10 protein-coding genes and 2 pseudogenes are annotated in these 16,932 nt (G+C 63.8%); 6 read left to right on the top strand and 6 right to left on the bottom strand.

All coding sequences use genetic code 11. The features are described from left to right. Position 1 precedes the first annotated feature (1 nt). A complete protein-coding gene (locus tag ABL844_RS34085; protein WP_418132099.1) occupies positions 2–4,819 on the bottom strand; it encodes a CapA family protein in 4,818 nt (1,605 codons plus the stop codon). A gap of 162 nt (positions 4,820–4,981) precedes the next feature. Continuing rightward, positions 4,982–6,004, bottom strand: a complete 1,023-nt coding sequence (locus ABL844_RS34080; protein ID WP_418132098.1) for a hypothetical protein — start codon at positions 6,002–6,004, stop codon at positions 4,982–4,984. An 841-nt stretch (positions 6,005–6,845) separates the two neighbouring features. On the opposite strand from ABL844_RS34080, the pseudogene ABL844_RS34075 reads away from it, so the two are divergent. Then, positions 6,846–7,196: pseudogene (locus ABL844_RS34075) on the top strand (integrase); the annotation flags it as partial. A gap of 1 nt (position 7,197) precedes the next feature. Here ABL844_RS34075 and ABL844_RS34070 read toward each other — a convergent pair. Beyond that, positions 7,198–8,348, bottom strand: a protein-coding gene (locus tag ABL844_RS34070; RefSeq protein ID WP_418132097.1) for an IS3 family transposase whose coding sequence is annotated in 2 segments (ribosomal slippage) — positions 7,198–8,102 and positions 8,102–8,348 — 1,152 coding nt in all. Because the reading frame shifts where the segments join, the coding sequence is not laid out codon by codon here. Between the two features lie 178 nt (positions 8,349–8,526). Between ABL844_RS34070 and ABL844_RS34065 the strand changes: the two genes are divergently transcribed. The 4 genes and pseudogenes from ABL844_RS34065 to ABL844_RS34050 all read left to right on the top strand — a co-directional run bounded on the left by ABL844_RS34065 (position 8,527) and on the right by ABL844_RS34050 (position 12,647). After that, positions 8,527–8,967, top strand: coding sequence for a helix-turn-helix domain-containing protein (locus tag ABL844_RS34065; RefSeq protein WP_418132096.1), 441 nt, complete (start codon positions 8,527–8,529; stop codon positions 8,965–8,967). A gap of 99 nt (positions 8,968–9,066) precedes the next feature. Beyond that, positions 9,067–10,154 (top strand): annotated as a pseudogene (locus tag ABL844_RS34060) (acetate--CoA ligase family protein); the annotation flags it as partial. Between the two features lie 263 nt (positions 10,155–10,417). Beyond that, complete coding sequence (locus tag ABL844_RS34055) at positions 10,418–11,284, top strand: prephenate dehydratase (protein WP_418132305.1); 867 nt, start codon at positions 10,418–10,420, stop codon at positions 11,282–11,284. A gap of 196 nt (positions 11,285–11,480) precedes the next feature. Continuing rightward, on the top strand, positions 11,481–12,647 hold the full coding sequence (locus ABL844_RS34050; protein ID WP_418132095.1) for an acyl-CoA dehydrogenase family protein: 1,167 nt from the start codon (positions 11,481–11,483) through the stop codon (positions 12,645–12,647). Positions 12,648–12,710: 63 nt separating this feature from the next. Here ABL844_RS34050 and ABL844_RS34045 read toward each other — a convergent pair whose 3' ends face one another. Then, positions 12,711–13,919 (bottom strand): CaiB/BaiF CoA transferase family protein, encoded by a 1,209-nt coding sequence (locus ABL844_RS34045; protein WP_418132094.1) that lies wholly within the window; start codon positions 13,917–13,919, stop codon positions 12,711–12,713. A 20-nt stretch (positions 13,920–13,939) separates the two neighbouring features. Then, entirely contained in the window at positions 13,940–14,896 is a 957-nt protein-coding gene (locus tag ABL844_RS34040; RefSeq protein ID WP_418132093.1) for a Bug family tripartite tricarboxylate transporter substrate binding protein, read from the bottom strand. Between the two features lie 138 nt (positions 14,897–15,034). Between ABL844_RS34040 and ABL844_RS34035 the strand changes: the two genes are divergently transcribed. Beyond that, positions 15,035–15,916: an SMP-30/gluconolactonase/LRE family protein gene (locus ABL844_RS34035; RefSeq protein WP_418132092.1), complete on the top strand. Its 882-nt coding sequence runs from the start codon at positions 15,035–15,037 to the stop codon at positions 15,914–15,916. Between the two features lie 18 nt (positions 15,917–15,934). On the opposite strand, the gene ABL844_RS34030 is transcribed toward ABL844_RS34035, so the two are convergent. Beyond that, on the bottom strand, positions 15,935–16,846 hold the full coding sequence (locus ABL844_RS34030; RefSeq protein ID WP_369662677.1) for a LysR family transcriptional regulator: 912 nt from the start codon (positions 16,844–16,846) through the stop codon (positions 15,935–15,937). Positions 16,847–16,932 lie beyond the last annotated feature (86 nt).

Genomic DNA, 16,932 nt, shown 5'->3' with positions numbered 1-16,932 from the left:
TTCATTGTGTCCAACCGGAACGTCCTGTCCCAAGGCTGGAGCCCGACAGCGCCCGCAGCTTGGGAAATGTCTCTCCGAAATCTGAATTGCGCCGCGACCCCTTGAGCAGCACCGTGTCACCGTCGCGCAGTTCCCGGCGCAGGTAGCGCGCAAGGTCGTCAGCGGATGCGAAGTGAGGGCCCAGCAGGGCCGAGGGCATGACCGCTCGCAAGTATTGCATTTCGTCGCCGTGCGTCAGCACCAGTTCGGCACCGGACGCCACCAGCGGGTCGGCCAGACTCTCGTGAAGCGGGCGGGCCATGTCCCCGAGATGCACAATGCGCCCGAGTACCGCGACCTTGCGCCCATGGCGCCGGCGCTTGTCGATCGCCAGCACCGAGAACGCGTTGCGCATCGATTCGACCTCGGCGTTCCAGCTGTCGTCGAGCACTTCGGTGCGAACGCCGTCCCAGGACAGCGTGTGCCATTGCAGCCGGCCTTCCTCAGGCTCGAAGCCGGCAATGCGCGCCATGCCCGATTCCAGATCGTGTCCCATCGCATGAAGGACGGCCACGACCGAAAGGGCATTGTTCACCATGCCCTCGCCGGGTAATGGCACATAGAACCCGACTGTTCCCGACGGCGTCTCGACTTCGACCCAGGAGCCATAGGCGTTGCCGCGAACGCTGAGCAGCCGGATGTCCGCCGCCTCGCTGCGTCCGAAGACGAGGCAGCGCTTGGCATGCTTGCGTGCTTCTTGCAGGACCCGGTCGAAATGCACCAGGTGCTCGCCGACGACAGCCGTCGCCTGGCCGCTCAATCCATCGAACACGCGGGATTTCCAGCGCACCACATCGTCGATCGAGTTGACCATGGAGTTGGTCTGCGAGAAACCGATGGCCGTCACCAGCGCGATGGTCGGTCGTAAGAGCCTCGTGATGGGCCCTCGCTTCATCCAAAGCGCGCTTTGTGCCACTTCGACGACAGCGGCTTCGTGCGCTGGGGAAAGACTTGCCAAGGTGGACGGGGCACCTACGCGAGAGTTGTAGTTGTCCACGCTGCACAGAACCCGCTGCGATCCCCCGAGCGCTTGCGTCAGGAGCCCCAGAGTGGTCGACTTGCCCACAGTGCCGGTGACAGCGATCACCTCACCAGTGTAGCGCGCCCGAGCAGCGAATCCGAGTTCCATGATGGCCTGAATGGGGTCGTGCACCTGCAGCAGCGGAAAGTTCGGCGGCAGGCCCTTGACCGGCTTCTTGACGATGGCGCCTGCCAGGCTGGGGGCGAGTTCCGGCAGCAGCCGATGGCGGTCGACGTTGCGCTGCCCGGTTGCGGTGCTCTGCTCGTGCCGAGCTCGGTCGAGTGTGTCGTGCGCAGCATAGAGAACTGGCGCATGTCGCATCGGGATGTGCTTGGCGCCGGAAACCACCGAGCGCACTGACCATCCAGGCGGTGGTTCGACGGTCCATGTGCCCCCTGTGATGGCCGCCAGTTGCGCCGCATTCCAGGTCTGGTCATCCGTGCTGGTCAGCAGTTCCACGTCAAACTCGGTGCGGTATTCCGGCGGCGCATCGGCTTCCGGCTTGGCATCTTTGCCCGGAACCGCCAGGTCGAAAAACACGTTCAGCGCGTGCACGTGCTGCCGCTCGCGCCGCAGCACCAGAGCCACCTCCAACTGCAGCCGCCCATTGACCAAGTCTTTCTGCTCAGGAGGTCGTAGCGGGCAGTAGTCCCGATAGATCGCGCCGGGTTGCCATTGGGACGTGGGCATCAACCAGTCGCACGGATCATGGTCCATGCCGAAGCCCCACGGAGGCATTGGCGAATTGTCCAGGGGCTTGGCACGAAGGTCGATGCGGTGATCGCGCGTCACAGGTTCGTCGCAGCGCCAGAAAGTCTCTATCCAGATGTTGCGACGGCTGGTGATGGCTTCTTGCGGGCGCGCGACGACCCCGAGCAGTGTCAGCGGACCGATGCGAAGGGGCTCGGACAGAGCAGCTTCAAGCGGCACTTCAGCCCGCGTGCAGCTTGCGGGCACGGGGCGTGGCCGCTGTATGGCGCGCAGGTCATAGTGCACCGGTGCCGCTTTCTTCGTCTGCAGCTGCGCAGGAAGACGGGACTGTTCCCTCGGTGCGGGAGTCAGGTCGATCGCGGCCGTTCCATCGGCACGGCATTCCAATTGAACACCGAGCTCGGCGCAGCGCGCTGCGTAGCGCTGAGCTGCCGCCATCGCCGGTGCCCCCTCCAGCTGGATGCTTTGCCCGAAGCCCACGTTCACTGGCACGAACACCAGTCGATCGACCCCGTGTGCACCGAGTTCCAGCTCGAACACGCCACCTTCGCCCCCATCGCTGCGGCGAGCATCGAACAGGAGATCGCCGGCATCGTGGATGATGGGACGCCCGCGATGCAACTCGACGCCATGCAGCACGTGCGCGGAAGCGCCGAGCACCGCATCCGCGCCGGCATCGATGAGGGCACGCCCAACAGCCGATTGCCTGGCATCCGGTTGAGTCGCACGGTTCTCGCCCCAGTGCACTGCGACCAGCACGACCTGGGCCCGCACTCGGGCTTGGGCGATGCGCGGAGCAAGGCAGGCGGTCCACTGCGCGGGGTCGTCCAGGGACAAATGTGCACTGCCAGGGGTGTCGATGCTGGCGGCGAAGCGCGGCTGGGTCGTGTCGAGCGAGAAGACGGCCACGTTGTACGGCCCAGCGGGAAGCACGGCCGGCGTCAGGGCTGCTTCAAGGTTGCCGCCGCTGCCGGCCTGGGCGAGGCCAGTGGCGCGTAGCCATCGCAGGTGCTCCCGCAACGCGTCGGGGCCGTAGTCGCCGGAATGGTTGTTCGCGGTCGTCACCATGTCGACCCCGGCAGCCGTCAGCACTTCGAGCATCTCAGGGCGGGCCCGGAAATAGTAGGGCCCGCCTTCGCCCTTGGGAATGCAGCGCTTGCCCCCGGTGGCCACCACGCACTCGAGGTTCACGATGCTGAGGTCGGCCTGTGCGATCGCCCGCACCGGCGCGAGGACACGCTGCATGCCCAGCCGGGCGGCCATGTAGTGCTGGCGCCGACCCAGGTTCACGTCGCCGCCCCAGAGCACCACGGGCCCCTTGCGTTCCAGTCGCGGCGAGCCTTCGAGATACTTGAGGTAGGCCACATAGCCCGACAGGTAGTGCTCCACGTCGTCGATGCGCACGCGATAGCTATGGTGGCGGATGAAGAAGCTGCCCACGATCCGCGCCGGATTCTTGAAGAACATTGCGAGCTCCGGCCAGAAATGGCCGTTGAGCAGATAGCGCGCGCGGAACTCCAGTGCGCGGTGGAACTTGTCGAGATCGAAGCCCTGCAGCAGATGCACATTCGCGGGGTCGTCCTGCAGCCGCACGATCATCTTCTGCGCCGCCATCATCAGCTCGAGCAGGGTCGGAAAGGTGGTGATGCGCTCCAGCACGAAGTCCAGATGCCCGCGCACGTTGTCCAGTCCGAAGCGGTAATACCGTTCGTCGCCCTTGTAGAGCGTCATTTCGTTGACGCAATAGCTCAGCCAATGGTCGTGTGCTTGCCAGTGTTTCGTCTCGATGAAGTGGTCGAAGGCCTTTTCCACCGCGGCGAGGTAGATGGGGTTCTTCGTGAGTCCGTACAGGCGCATCAGGCCGAAGGCCGCCTCGCCGTCGTAGTAGATGGTGCGGCTCTCCTGCACGACGCGCAGATCGGGGTAGGCGAGCACGTGTACGAATTGCCCGGTGGCCGGGTTTTGCATTTTCAGGATGCCGCGGGCCAGCCGTTCCAGCAGCGGCACGTAGCGCGTGTCGCTCGTGAGCTCGGTGTACTTCACGAAAGCCAACAGGCAGACGGCATTGCCGCCGAGCTTGATTTCGTCGCCCAGGTCGACCAGGAAAGCCGCTGGTTCGCCCGATGAAAGTTTCACCTCGCGGATGGCGTCGCTGGCCAGGTAAGCCAAGGCGCGGTCGATGGCTTCGCGCTCTTCGGGGCGGCGGGTCAGTTCCCAGCCTTCGAGCAACGCGTAGGTCGAACTCGCATGGCGCAATGAGTTGTAGGTGGGAATGGGGCGGTCAAAGCAGGGGAGCCAGCCGTAGTGGTAGGCCCCGGACGGTCGCACCTGCCGAGACAGATAGCTCGTGCTGCTGTCGATGACGGCGCGCACACTGCTCGCCCCCCAATGCGGAAGCATTCGATAGCCGGCGTTGCGGCCCTGATGCTCGAGTACGTGGACCTCATTGTCATCGGTGAACACGGCGCGCGTGCTGAAGAGCCATACGGGCTCGTCCGGTCGGGACGGCCACGCCAGTTCGCGCCCAAAACGATGTTTACTGAAGGTCTTGAGGGTTGCGGCATTGGGCACGGCGTGTTCGACCTCGTTGTCGTACAACAGTGCGTTTGCGCCGATCTCCTGCTCCAGCATGGCCACGGTGAGCTCTGCATCGAATGCGATGCCTGAGCGGAAGTAGTTGCGCTTGACGGTGCGCAGCAATGCCTGCAGCGCCTGCCAATGGGTGGCATGCATCTGTTCGACCACATCGATACGCAGCCAACGAGGCTCAAGCGATTGTTTGGCTGACCAAGCCTGCATTTCCTTGATGCCCTCATGCCAGGCTTCATCGAGGTCATTGGCACTGAGCCTCGTCATGTGAGCACGCTCATGCCCCGTAGTGATCGAGAAAAAAAGAGTGCACGTGGGCAGTGCCGTCGCGCTGGACTTGACCTCTTTCCACAGCGCGTCGACTTGAGGGCGTACGCGACTCAGAAGGGAGTTCGTCGCCTCGATCTTTGCTGCGGTCTCCGTCGATTTGGCAACTGCCGGCACGTTCAGGTATGCCATTCAAGGCTACTTTCCAGCTATTTCAGGTGAGCGAAAGATAGCTGACCAGAGCCTGACTTACAACAAAATTAGATTGCCCGCAAATGCATCAGACGAATGCTTTGTAAGTACTCTTCCTGAAAGAGGCGTGGCCCGCCGCACCTCTTTCACGGATGTATGCGCTCAGGGGATGGCGAGGAAGGCGTTGATCTCTGGATCACTGATACCGGTCCTTCGAACCACTCGCTGAAGGACTTTGAGGATCCGCTGGTTATGCGCCACGTTCTTCTGATCTGATTCCAGCCAGTTGTATTGGCCCCAACCATTGACAGCACTGACGATGTCGTCTTCAGCGTCTAAGGCCTGATAAAAGGCCAGGAAAAATGCCATTCCACGCCAGTAGCTGTCCTTCATGATGTATGTGCCATCCACATAGGTTGCGGACGTAAGGTGGGCCGGGAGATAGACTGAATTATTGGGGGATGCGTCCATGAATTGGAGCAGTCGATTCCAGAACTCCATGGGATAGTGCTCGGGAAAAACAAGCGTCTCCATCTGGGCCATGGTGGATGGCAATGGTGTCACGCTTGGTCCGGTACTCCAGCCTGCACGCACAATATATTCCGCCCACTTCGATGCAGCTTCGCTGACCCAGCTGGCCTTGAACATCGTGTAGCTATTTCCGAAAAGATGAAAAAGCTCGTGCGACACGATGGCCCAATTCCCGGGGAATCCAACCAGGTTCCGATGGATGTCGATGAGCGCAGTGCAGTCGTTGGTCTTGAGGGGAATATTCGGGTATCGCCACGGCTCGTCATATGAAAGTCCGTTATAGCCTCCAAGGTCTTTGACCCCAATATCGATGAACTTGACTGCTCTGTAGCGTGCGCTTTCCAGCGGGCTACGGAATCCAAGGAAAGTCAATGCTTTATGTGTGAAGTCGGCTTGTCTGGCAAGGTTTTCCACATAATCCGGCACTCCATTTGCGTTGATGTCGGCGGTATCAATTACGGCGTGATCGCCAGTAGTCGTGTAGAAGATCCTGAAGTGGCCGAGTTCGTATCTCTGAAGATTTGGTGGATAATCGCTTGTTCCATTTTCGATGCGACAAGGATTTATGATCTCCTGGGCTCTCGCATCGAGTGGAATTGCTGCTGCAGTCAGAACAGAGACCGAGAAAATTCGAAGAAATATTTTTGCGAGCATGAGTCGCCTTTAAAGGTTTTATGATGCGGCAAGACTCCCCTGCGCTCGAAAGAGCGCAGGACTTCACATGGCAGTTGTTGGGCTTAATTTTTGCCGCTCTCGCCGTTCGACGAAGATATCTGACCGCAACCTGACTCGCAACAAAAATTCGCAGCGCGATTTCGATTTGGAATTAAATAGAAATTACTATTCGCTGGACATGCTTTCGCAGCTTGATGGGTAGAAAAATAGTCCAGCAGGCTCCGTCGGTATTTTTGCAGTCGCAAGCCTGTCGGCATCTCGCCTATATTGCAGACATTCCAATATCTCCGATATGAAATAGACGTTGGCGTGTATCGGACGGCGCTATGACGCATTTCGAATCTGAAGGGCGCTCACGATCCCAATCAAATCAGAAGTGTTGGCATCTTCGAAAAAGGTCGCCGGTGTTGACCGACCTGAGGTTGACACCGTTTTTGTAGTTCGAGCTGGCCACTTGGACTGCGGGCGCGAACCCCATGACATGACTGGCGAGATCTGACGGCTGCACGCGAAGAATGCGCAAGCCGCGCGTCTGACTGATGAGTTGATTTGAGTTAGCGCCGAGCGTGCTGGGGTGGCGGAGTGCACCGCAGTATCGGTGACGAAATGCGCACGGCGTTGAACAAGGCTTTCCTGCGCTTGTCTCGAGGAGTCTGCTGGTCGGCTTTTGAGCCGATTGTGCTCCTTGCAGAGGTCAAATGTGGCCGTGAAGGCCGATGCCTAGCGCAACGAAGGCAAGCACTGCGTGGGCGCGGCGTTAAAGGACAGCTACAGTCCGTCCGCGCATGCTGAGGCTCCCTCAACTCGATGGGAGACCATCATGGGATCAGCAAACACTGCAATCAGCCGTGTACCCTGGAACAAAGGCAAGATCGTCGGCCAGAAGGCACCGTTCAAGCTTAAGGAAATCTGGGCGCTGCGGGTGCGGGTGCAACTGGAGGGGCGAGCGCGCGAACTCGCTCTCTTCAACTTGGGCCTGGATAGCAAGCTGCGGGGCTGCGATCTTGTCAGCCTGAAAGTCAGAGATGTCCGTCACGGGGGCCAGGATGCGCCACGGGCGACGGTGATGGAGCACAAGACCCGGCGCCCGGTGTAGTTCGAGCTCACGCCTGGAACCCGAGAGGCTGTACAGGCGTGGATCCAGCGCGCCGGACTGAATCGCCCCGGGTTTTCTAGACACCTTTGAGCCGTTGGAAATGGCGTCGCTCGAACTCTACGGGCGACAAGTCGCCAGCGGTGTTGTGGCGACGCCTGGGGTTATAGAACATCTCGATGTAGTTGAAGACATCAGCCCTGGCCTCATCGCGCGTCAAATAGATCTTTCGGCGAATGCGCTCTCGCTTGAGCAATTGGAAGAAGCTCTCTGCGACTGCGTTGTCATGGCAGTTGCCGCGCCGGCTCATGCTGCTCACCAGGTTGTGATCGCGCAGGAAGCCTTGCCAGTCATGGCTGGTGAACTGGCTGCCTTGGTCGGAATGCACGGTGACCGTCGCTTTGGGTTGGCGCCGCCACAAAGCCATCAACAAAGCATTGAGGGCCAATTCGGTATCGATACGGTGCCCCATAGACCAGCCGATGACATGGCGCGAGAACAAGTCGATCACCACGCTCAGATACAGCCAACCCTCGTGGGTACGGATGTAGGTGATGTCCGTGACCCAGGACTGGTTGGGCTCGCTGACGATGAAGCGTCGCTGCAGGTGATTGGGGGCGACCACGGCAGGCTTGCCACCACGACTTGCAGGCCGTCGGCGGTAGCCCGTCTGGGAGCGCAGCCCCTCGAGCTTGAGCAGGCGAGCCACGCGATGCTTGCCGCATGTCTCGCCCAGATCGCGCATGTCCATGGTCAACTTGCGGTAGCCATAGACGCAGCCACTCTCCAGCCAGGCATGCTTGAGAAGGCCCAGCAGACGTTGATCGTCCTTGCCACGAGGACTCGTCGGCTCGACCTTCCAGGCGTAGTAGCCGCTGGGGTGAACGGCCATGACCTTGCACAGGCTGCGAACGCTGTGCTCGCCTTCATGGCGCTCGATGAATGCGTACTTCACCCGGACTGCCTGGCAAAGTACGCTGCGGCCTTTTTTAGGATGTCGCGCTCCTCGGTCACACGCTTGAGCTCGGCCTTCAGCCGCCGCAGTTCGTCTGTCTGCGACACCTGCGCCTGCCGATCACCGGCGGGCATGCGCTGGACCTTGATCCATTGATAAAGACTGTGCTGACTCACGCCCAGCCGGGCCGACACATCGGCCACCTTGTGACCGCGCTCGGTGATCTGCTTGACCGCCTCGGCCTTGAACTCTTCGGGATATCTCTGCTTACTCATGGCACCTCCTATTGGGCCTCAGGTTTGAGGCTCAGAGGTGTCTAGAAAACCCGGGGCGATTCAGTCCAACCTTCTGGTCGTACTGCATTGATGCCCAGAACCTATCATTTTTCAGAGGTTCTCCGAACTCTGCCATCAATCGGCGTCATATAACTCTCCCAGAAGGCACAATGCGGCCATGCCAAATATCGCATCAGCACTGAAGGAAGAGATCGCACGCGTAGCCCGCAAGGAGGTGCGCGCGGAGATCGAAACGTTGAAGAAGCAAAGCGTTCAACACCGCAGCGCAATTGCGGCACTTAGGCGTGAAATTGCTGCTTTGCAAAAAGCAGTGCGGCAACTCTCCAAGCTCGATTCGCGCAAGATGTCGACGGCAGAAGCGGCGCCGTCCGACGAAGAAGGCGGTCCACGTCGACGTTTCAGCGCGTCGCGTGTAGCGGCGCACCGCGCCAAACTGGGCTTGTCCGCCGCCGATTACGGGACGCTTGTCGGTGTCTCGGGTCAGACGATCTACCACTGGGAGCAAGGCAAAGCTCGCCCCCGGGCTGCCCAGCTCGAAAACCTCGCTGCCGTGCGAAGCCTTGGCCGTCCGGAAATTGCCGAGCGACTAGGCCACTAGCGCGACCGCGCGCATCGATGGTGGTGCAGAAGCCGCAACAGAGCCTTCTTCCTGCTGGTTGAGGCGCGGCCTCAGTCTCGCTGAACTCGTTGACTCGCCGATCCGGTGACGCGGGTCATCGCGCTGACATCGAAGCGATCCGGCGTCCCGAGAAATTCCGGGCTGTTGCGCTCCAGGCTGCTGCGCTCAAGGCGGCGATGGCAGGCAAGCCCGTCGTGCCTTCAAGGTCAGGTGCTCTGAGCGGGCGCCAAGGTGGCCGTCTCGCACACCGGTGCGATGGCCGGCACGGACCGCATGTACGACGACCTGTTCCGCAGGACAGGTGTGATCCGCGCCCAAACTTTTGGCGACCTTCTGGACATTTCGGCCGCACTCGCAACAAGGCGCGTTCTGCGGGGCCGGCGGATCGCCTCTTCACGTCGACGGGGGCGCCGGCACGCTTGTGTCCGACAGGGGGATCTGCGGATTCGAGGCCCCGGCGCCGACGAGCTCGCGGCAGTTGCGCTGCGTGCCTTGCAAAGCGGCGACCATACCTCGCTCGATCGCAATCCGATCGACGTTGCCCTGGCGGGCCTGCGGCCGGATCTACGGCGCGGGGTGATCCCGGCCCTCCTGGCAAGCGCAACCTACGATGTCCTGGTCATCGTTGGTTCGTCAGGCGTCAGGCGTCAGGCGTCAGTCGGCCCGAACTGTTGGCCGGCGCGATCGAAGACTGCCTGCGGCTGTCCCACAAACCGGTCTTGGCCTATCTCAGTTCGCATGCGCCCGAGGCCGCAACTCTGCTCAGCTTGGCGTGCCGGCCCTCGTTGCAGCGGAGAGCTGTACGGCGAAACCGAACTGATCCTCGCCATGTACGCGATGCCCTTGGTCGGCCATCCATGCTGGGCACGGGAGGCGTGACGGCAGGACTCTTCAAAGACACCACGATGCGCCTGTTGCCTGCGGCAGGTGGCTTCCCGAGGAGCGAGCGCTGGCCGTGGTGCACGAGCTCAGGACATGACCCTTGCTCGATGGGGTTCGCGGCCAGCCCAAGGCCGATGCAAGGGCTGGTCGACGCGATCGCCGCCTTCTCGCGCATGGCCGCGCAATGGGGTGACGGCTGATCAAGGCCGAGATCAATTCGATCTTCGTGTTGGCGCAAAGTGCAAGGGGGTTGCGCGGTGGATGGAGTCGGCGCGTTGCGCTGAGAAGCCCCGGGAGTAGCTACGCAGAACTGGAAGACGAAGGTCCGGATGCTCCGGTGCCGTGCCGTGCCGTGCTGGTAAGGCCTGCCATTGCATGTCGCGCAACAGCGGCCTGCCGCCCCGGTCGGGGTGTGGGCATACGCGAGGGTCCTCGAATTGCACACGACGAAGGTGTTGCGGCAGCCCCTTGACATGCGAAACACTTTCCCAGCCCGAGCACATCAACGAACCACGTTGCATCCGCCAACTTTCTGTCTGCCGCCATGCTGAAGTTCAGAGCCATCAATGCTGTTGCCTGTGTTCTGGCGCTCTTTGGAAACTCCCCGGACCTTGCCGTTGCCGGCTCCATCGGCTACCTGGGGCCGGCAGGGAGCTGGACGCACCAGGCTTGCCTGGACCTGTTCGGTGCCAGGGATCTCGTGCCGTTGTCGCGCGACGAGTTGTTCAGGGCCTATGCCGACGGAAAGATCGAGCGCGCCTGCGTCCCCGCCACGACCTCCGCAGTTGGCGCGACGCCTTACCTCGACGCGGTGATCGACCTGCCCGACGTGCGCATCGTCGCCGAGTACCCGAAGATGCTTGGATACAGCCTGTTGACCAAACCGGGGACGAAGCGAGGAGACATCGTGGCGGTCCACGCGCATCCGGTGGCCTTCGAAGAGGTGCGACCGTGGCTCGAGCGGGAGATGCCCCGCGTGCGTCGCATCGACGCAGCCAGCGCGGGCGCGGCCGCACAGGCGGTCGCGCGCAGCGCGACGCCCGATGCGGCGTCGTTCGGGCCGAAGGTCGGGGCAGACATCTATCCACTCGTGTCGCTGGTCGACGGCATCGAGGAAGGCCCGCACAACGTCACCCGCTGGTGGGTGCTCGGCCGGCAGATGCCGGCGCCCACCGGCGACGACAAGACATCCTTGCTGGTCGCTGTCTCGGATGCCACCCTGTCGAGCACCTTGGCCGAGTTCGGCGCGGCAGGCGTGCGGATCCTGACGATCTACGAGCGCCCGAGCAAGAAGACATTGGACACGCATCGCTATCTGGTGGAAGTCGAAGGACATGCCAAGCAGGGAGCCCTGGCCGCCTTTCTGGAGGAGCACCGCGAACTGCGCGTCCTCGGCTCCTATCCGCGCCGATGATTTGATCCTGGTGCCCGCAACTTTGATGGAGCGCCACGACGCGAGCGGTCCCGGGGGAAACCCGAGGGGCGAAGTCCGACCAGCGACCATCCGCCGCCTCCGCCGCATCCGCGGCCGGAGCAAACCACACGGCATACAAAGCACCTTTGCACGCCCTGGGCGGAACGCCCGGCGTCTTCACACCTAGACTGCCGCGATGATCCGAGACCCTTCCTCCTTCCCGCAGACCCTGGCCGACCTGCGGCGCCATGTGCGTGAATGCCTGATCCCGCGCGAGGCCGAGGTCGAGCGCGACGACGAGGTGCCCGCCGACCTGGTCGAGGACATGGCCGCCCGGGGCTTTTTCGGCTGGTCCATCCCCGAAGCCTGGGGTGGCGCCGGGATGAGCACCGAGGAACTGGTGCTGGCGGCCATGGAACTGTCGCAGGCTTCGGTGGCTTTTCGTGCGCGCGTCGGCACCAACACCGGCATTGGCTCGGAAGCGCTGGTGGCCGACGGCACGCCGCGGCAGAAAGAGCGCTTCCTGCCGCGGCTGGCGCGCGGCGAACTGACCGGCGCCTTCGCACTGACCGAGCCGCAGGCCGGCTCCGACGCCACCGCCTTGCAGACCCGGGCGGTGCGCGACGGCGACCATTACGTCCTGGATGGCACCAAGTGCTTCATCACCAACGCGCCCATCGCCGGCCTGTTCACTGTGATGGCGCGCACCGATCCCGCCGACCCCACCGCGCGCGGCATCAGCGCCTTCCTGGTCGAGCGCGGCACGCCGGGGCTGTCCACCGGCGAGCCCTACCGCAAGATGGGGCAGTCCGGCTCGCCGGTGTCGGAAGTGCACTTGCGGAACTGCCGTGTGCCGGCCGACAACCTCATCGGCGGGCGCGAGGGCATGGGCTTCAAGACCGCGATGAAGGTGCTGAACAAGCAGCGCATCCATCTGGCGGCGCTGTGCACCGGCCCGGCCATCCGCATGCTGGACGAAGCGGTCGCATGGACCTGCCAGCGGCGCCAGTTCGGTCAGCCGGTGGCCGGCTTCCAGCTGGTGCAGGCGCTGATCGCCGATTGCCAGACCGAGATCCAGGCCGCCCGCGCGCTGATCCTGCAGACCGCGCGCCAGCGCGACGACGGCGAGGAGGTGGCGATGCAGGCCTCGATCTGCAAGTACTTCGCCTCCGAGATGTGCGGGCGCGTGGCCGACCGCTGCGTGCAGATGCTGGGCGGCACGGGATTCATCCAGGGCCATGCGATCGAGCGCTTCTACCGGGACGTCCGGTTGTTCCGCCTCTACGAGGGCACCAGCCAGATCCACCAGCTCAACATCGCCAAGCGCACCATCGCCGCGGCGGGCTACCGGCTGGACGACTGAGGCGGGTATCGCAAGCCTGCGTTCGTTCGCGTGTGCCGGTGCGCGGGACGAGGCGGTACCGCGCTACCGGATGACGTGCTTCTCGCCGAGGGCCTGCAGCCGCTCCTGCGGCAGCCCGAGCAGCTCGCCCAGCACCTCGGCCGTATGCTCGCCCAGGTGCGGCGGGGGGTGGCGCACGCCCGTGCGCGTGCCATCGATGACGTAGGGCGGCGCATGCACGGCCTGCGGGCCCGCCTCGGCATCCTCGAAGCGGTGCCATACCTGCGCCTGCTGCGTGCGCTGCGACTGCAGGGCTTCGTACAGCCCCAGCACCTCGCCGCAGGGAATGCCTGCGCGGTCCATGCGTTCGATGAGCTCGGCCCGCGTGTGCTGCCGGATCTGCGCAAGCAGGATGGGCAGCAGCTCGCCGCGGTTCTTCGAGCGCTCGGTGTTCTTCTCGAAGCGCGGGTCGCGCGCAAGCTCGGCGCAGAAGATGACTTCCTCGCAGAACTTGCGGAACTGGCTGTTGTTGCCCACCGCGATCACCACCGGTCCGTCCGCGGCGTCGAACACGCCGTAGGGGACGATCGAGGGATGCGAGTTGCCGAACTTGGCGGGGTCGCCCTTGTTCAGCCAGGCGGTCAGGCCATAGTAGGAGGTGATCATCATGCCGCTGTCGTACAGCGACATCTGGACATGGCGTCCCTCGCCGGTGCGCGTGCGCGCGTACAGCACGGCCAGGATTGCCTGCGCCGCGTACATGCCGGTGAACATGTCGACCGCGGCGACGCCGAACTTCAGCGGTCCCTGGCCTTCCTCGCCGTTCATCGCCATCAGCCCGGTCTCGCCCTGGACCACAAGGTCGTAGCCGGGGCGGGCCTTCTCGGGCCCGAGGACCGGATAGCCGGAGATCGAGCAGTACACGATACCGGGGTTGACCTTCTTCAGGTCCTCATAGCCCAGGCCCATCTTCTGCGCGCCGCCGTACTTGAAGTTCTGGATCACCACGTCGCAGCGCGTGGCCAGATCGCGCACGACGTCGCGGCCTTCCTCGGCCTGCAGGTCCACGCAGATGGAGCGCTTGTTGCGGTTGCAGCTGTTGAAGTAGGAGGTGTTGTGGCTGCCGATGCGAACGCCCCAGTCCCGCGTGTCGTCGCCGCGCTCGGGATGCTCCACCTTGATGACCTCGGCGCCGAGGTCCGCCAGCGCCATCGCGCACAGTGGCCCTGCCATGACCCGGGACAGGTCCAGGACGCGAACACCGGACAGGGGCAGCGGGTTGGGATGGTTCATGTGCGGGGCCGGGCCTTCTTTCATTGCGACTGCTTGGGCAGGTTCAGGCTTTGCAGCACCGGCAGCCAGCGGTCCGACTCGGCCTTGATGAACCTGTCGAGGTCCTCGGGGCTACCGCCGCGCGGCTCCATGCCGATGGCGCGGGCCCGCGCCACGAAGTCGGGATCGGCGATCACCTGGTTGACGGCCTTGTTGAGGCGCTCGATCGCGGGCTTGGGTGTGCCGGCCGGCACCGACAGCGAATACCACAGCGTGGCTTCCATGTCGAAGCCTTGCTCCTTGAAGGTCGGCGCGTCGGGCACTTGCGGCAGGCGCCGCGAATCCATCACGCCCAGCACGCGCAGCTTGCCTGCCTTGACGTAGGGCAGCGCCCCGGTGATGGATGTACCGTGGATATCGATCTGGCTGCCGAGCAACGCCTGCAAGGCCGGCGCGTCACCGTTGAACGGGATGTGGGTGGTGCTGAAACCCTGGGCCTTCTCGAAGGCGATCGGTGCCAGGTTGGTGAGGATCGCCGCACCCGGCGAGGCCCGGTTGATCTTGCCCGGATGCTGCTTGGCGTAGGCGACCAATTCCTTGATGTTCTTGTACGGCAGGTCGGTGCGTCCCACGATGATGGCCGGCTGGTAGGCGATCTGCGTGACCGGCGCAAAATCCTTCGCCGCGTCGTAGGGCAATTTATCGTAGAGCACGCTGTTGTTCGCCAGCGTGCCCAGAGAGGACACGAGCACGGTCTGCCCGTCGGGCTTCGCGCGGGCGACGTGGTCGGCCGCGAGGATGCCGCTGGCGCCGGGCTTGTTCTCGATGATGACGTTCAGCCCGTGCTTGTTGAGCTCCTGCGCGAGGATGCGGCAGTACTGGTCGGTGCCGCCGCCGGCGGCGAACGGCACGACGATGCGCGTGACCTGCTGCGCGAAGGCGCTGCCGAGGGCGCACGCGCCGATCACCAGCCCGACGATGGTGTTGCGAAAGCTCACGTTGTCTCCTTGTTCTGATCCGGAATCGGATTCGCGAATCAGTCTAGATGGCCGCCGTCGGGCCGGTGCTGCAGGGAGTGAAAAGATGCTTTGCACGCCGCGTCGCGACCGGCTAGGACCGGTCGGCACACTTCATCCATGGACGCACGGATTCGCCGAATCGGAAAAACCAGGGACCGGCTTGGAGAAAGCCCCTGCTGGGATGCCGATGCACAGGCCGTATGCTGGATCGACGCGCTGGCAGGCATCCTCTGGCGCCTGCGTCCGCAGTCCGGCGTGCTCGAGCAGCACAGCCTCCCGGCGCCCGTGGGGGCCATCGCGCCATGCCGCGGCGACGCCGTCGTGGTCGCGCTGCGCAACAGCTTCGCCGTCTACGACTTCGCCACGCGCGCACTGGAGATCCTGGCGCACATCACGGTGGATCATCCCCGCGTGCGCTTCAACGACGGCAAGTGCGATCCAGCCGGCAACTTCATTGCCGGGACGATGCACATGGAGCGCCAACCCGGCGAGGCTGTCCTGGGCGGGCTGTACCGGCTGCGACCCGACGCGCGGGTGGAGCAACTGGCCGACGACACCGGCTTCGCCAACGGCCCCTGCTTCAGTCCCGACGGCCACACGCTCTATCTGGCCGACAGCCTGGAGCGCACGATCTGGGCCTACGACTACGACCCGTGCGGGCCGCTGCGCCACAAGCGCAAGTTCGTGGACACCGGACGCTTCGAGTCCGGACCGGACGGCGCGACGGTGGACGCGCAGGGCTTTTTCTGGACGGTGCTGACCCGCGCGGGCCAACTCGCGCGCTTTGCACCGGACGGCGAGCTCGAGCGCCTCGTGGCGCTGCCTGCGACCTACCCGACCAGCCTGTGCTTCGGGGGCGCGCGCCTCGACCGGATTTACCTGACGTCGATATCGCGCAGCCCCCGCCTCGAAGGCCCGAAGCCGCACGACGGCGGGCTGTTCGTGATCGAAGGCCTGCCCGCCTCAGGACGCCTGCCGCATCGCTTCGCCCGAGGCTAGAGACCCGGCCGGCAGGCTCTAGCGCTGATCCTCGTCCTTCAGCGCTTCGGCCACGAAATCGACGAAGGCGCGGACTTTCAGCGGCAGGGTGCGATTCTGGCGGAAGACGGCGAAGATGCCGTTGGAGTACGCCCGCACCGCGAAGCGGTAGTCCGGCAGCAGCCGCACCAGCGTGCCCGAGCGCAGGTCGCCGCGCACGGTGGCCTCCGACAGCAGCGCGATGCCCATGCCCCCGATGGCCGCCAGCCGCAGCAGTTCGCCGTTGTTGGCGCTGAGCACGCCCTGGATGGCCAACTCCTGCTGCTCGCCGGCCTCGTCGATGTACTTCCAGATGGTGGCCTCGCGCTCGCGCTTGTAGGTCAGGCAGCGCACCTGCGGCAAGTCGGTGGGGTGCTTGATGCGCGAGTAGGTCTTCACGAAGGTGGGGCTGGCCACCAGCACCTCGTCGCTGGACAGCAGCCGCTTGATCACGAAGCCGGAGTCGTTCGACTCGCCGGTGCGGATGTCGACGTCGAAGTCGTGCTCCACGAGGTTGACCGGATGCTCCGACAGCTCGACTTCCACGTGGATGTCCGGATAGAGCTGGGCGAAGCGCGGCAGCAGCGGCGCCACCACCCGCAGCCCGATGTGGGTGCGCGAATGCACCCGCAAACGACCTTCGGGCCGCTGGCGGGCGTCGCGTGCGGCCTGCTCCGCCTCCGCCATGGACTCGAGCACGACCTCGGCGCGTTCCAGGAAGGCCTGTCCCGCCTCGGTCATGCGGAGGTTGCGGCTGGTGCGGTCCACCAGCTGCACGCCCAGCTCCTCTTCGAGCGCACTGATGCGCCGCGAAATCGTCGCAGGCGACAGGCTCAGGCTGCGCGCCGCGGCCGAGAGGCTGCCCTTCCTCTGGGTGGTGACGAAGATGCGCAGCGAATCGAGGGCCTTCATTTCAAAAGATGCAAACAAGCTGTGCGCACGTTGGCGATCCGCAGGCGGCTCCCGTTCCTACGATTCGTGCACATAGGCACCAACCA

Origin of the sequence: Variovorax sp. 278MFTsu5.1 (assembly GCF_048305045.1) — a bacterium.
Lineage (GTDB): Bacteria > Pseudomonadota > Gammaproteobacteria > Burkholderiales > Burkholderiaceae_C > Variovorax > Variovorax guangxiensis.
This window is presented reverse-complemented; position numbering and strand designations above follow the sequence as displayed.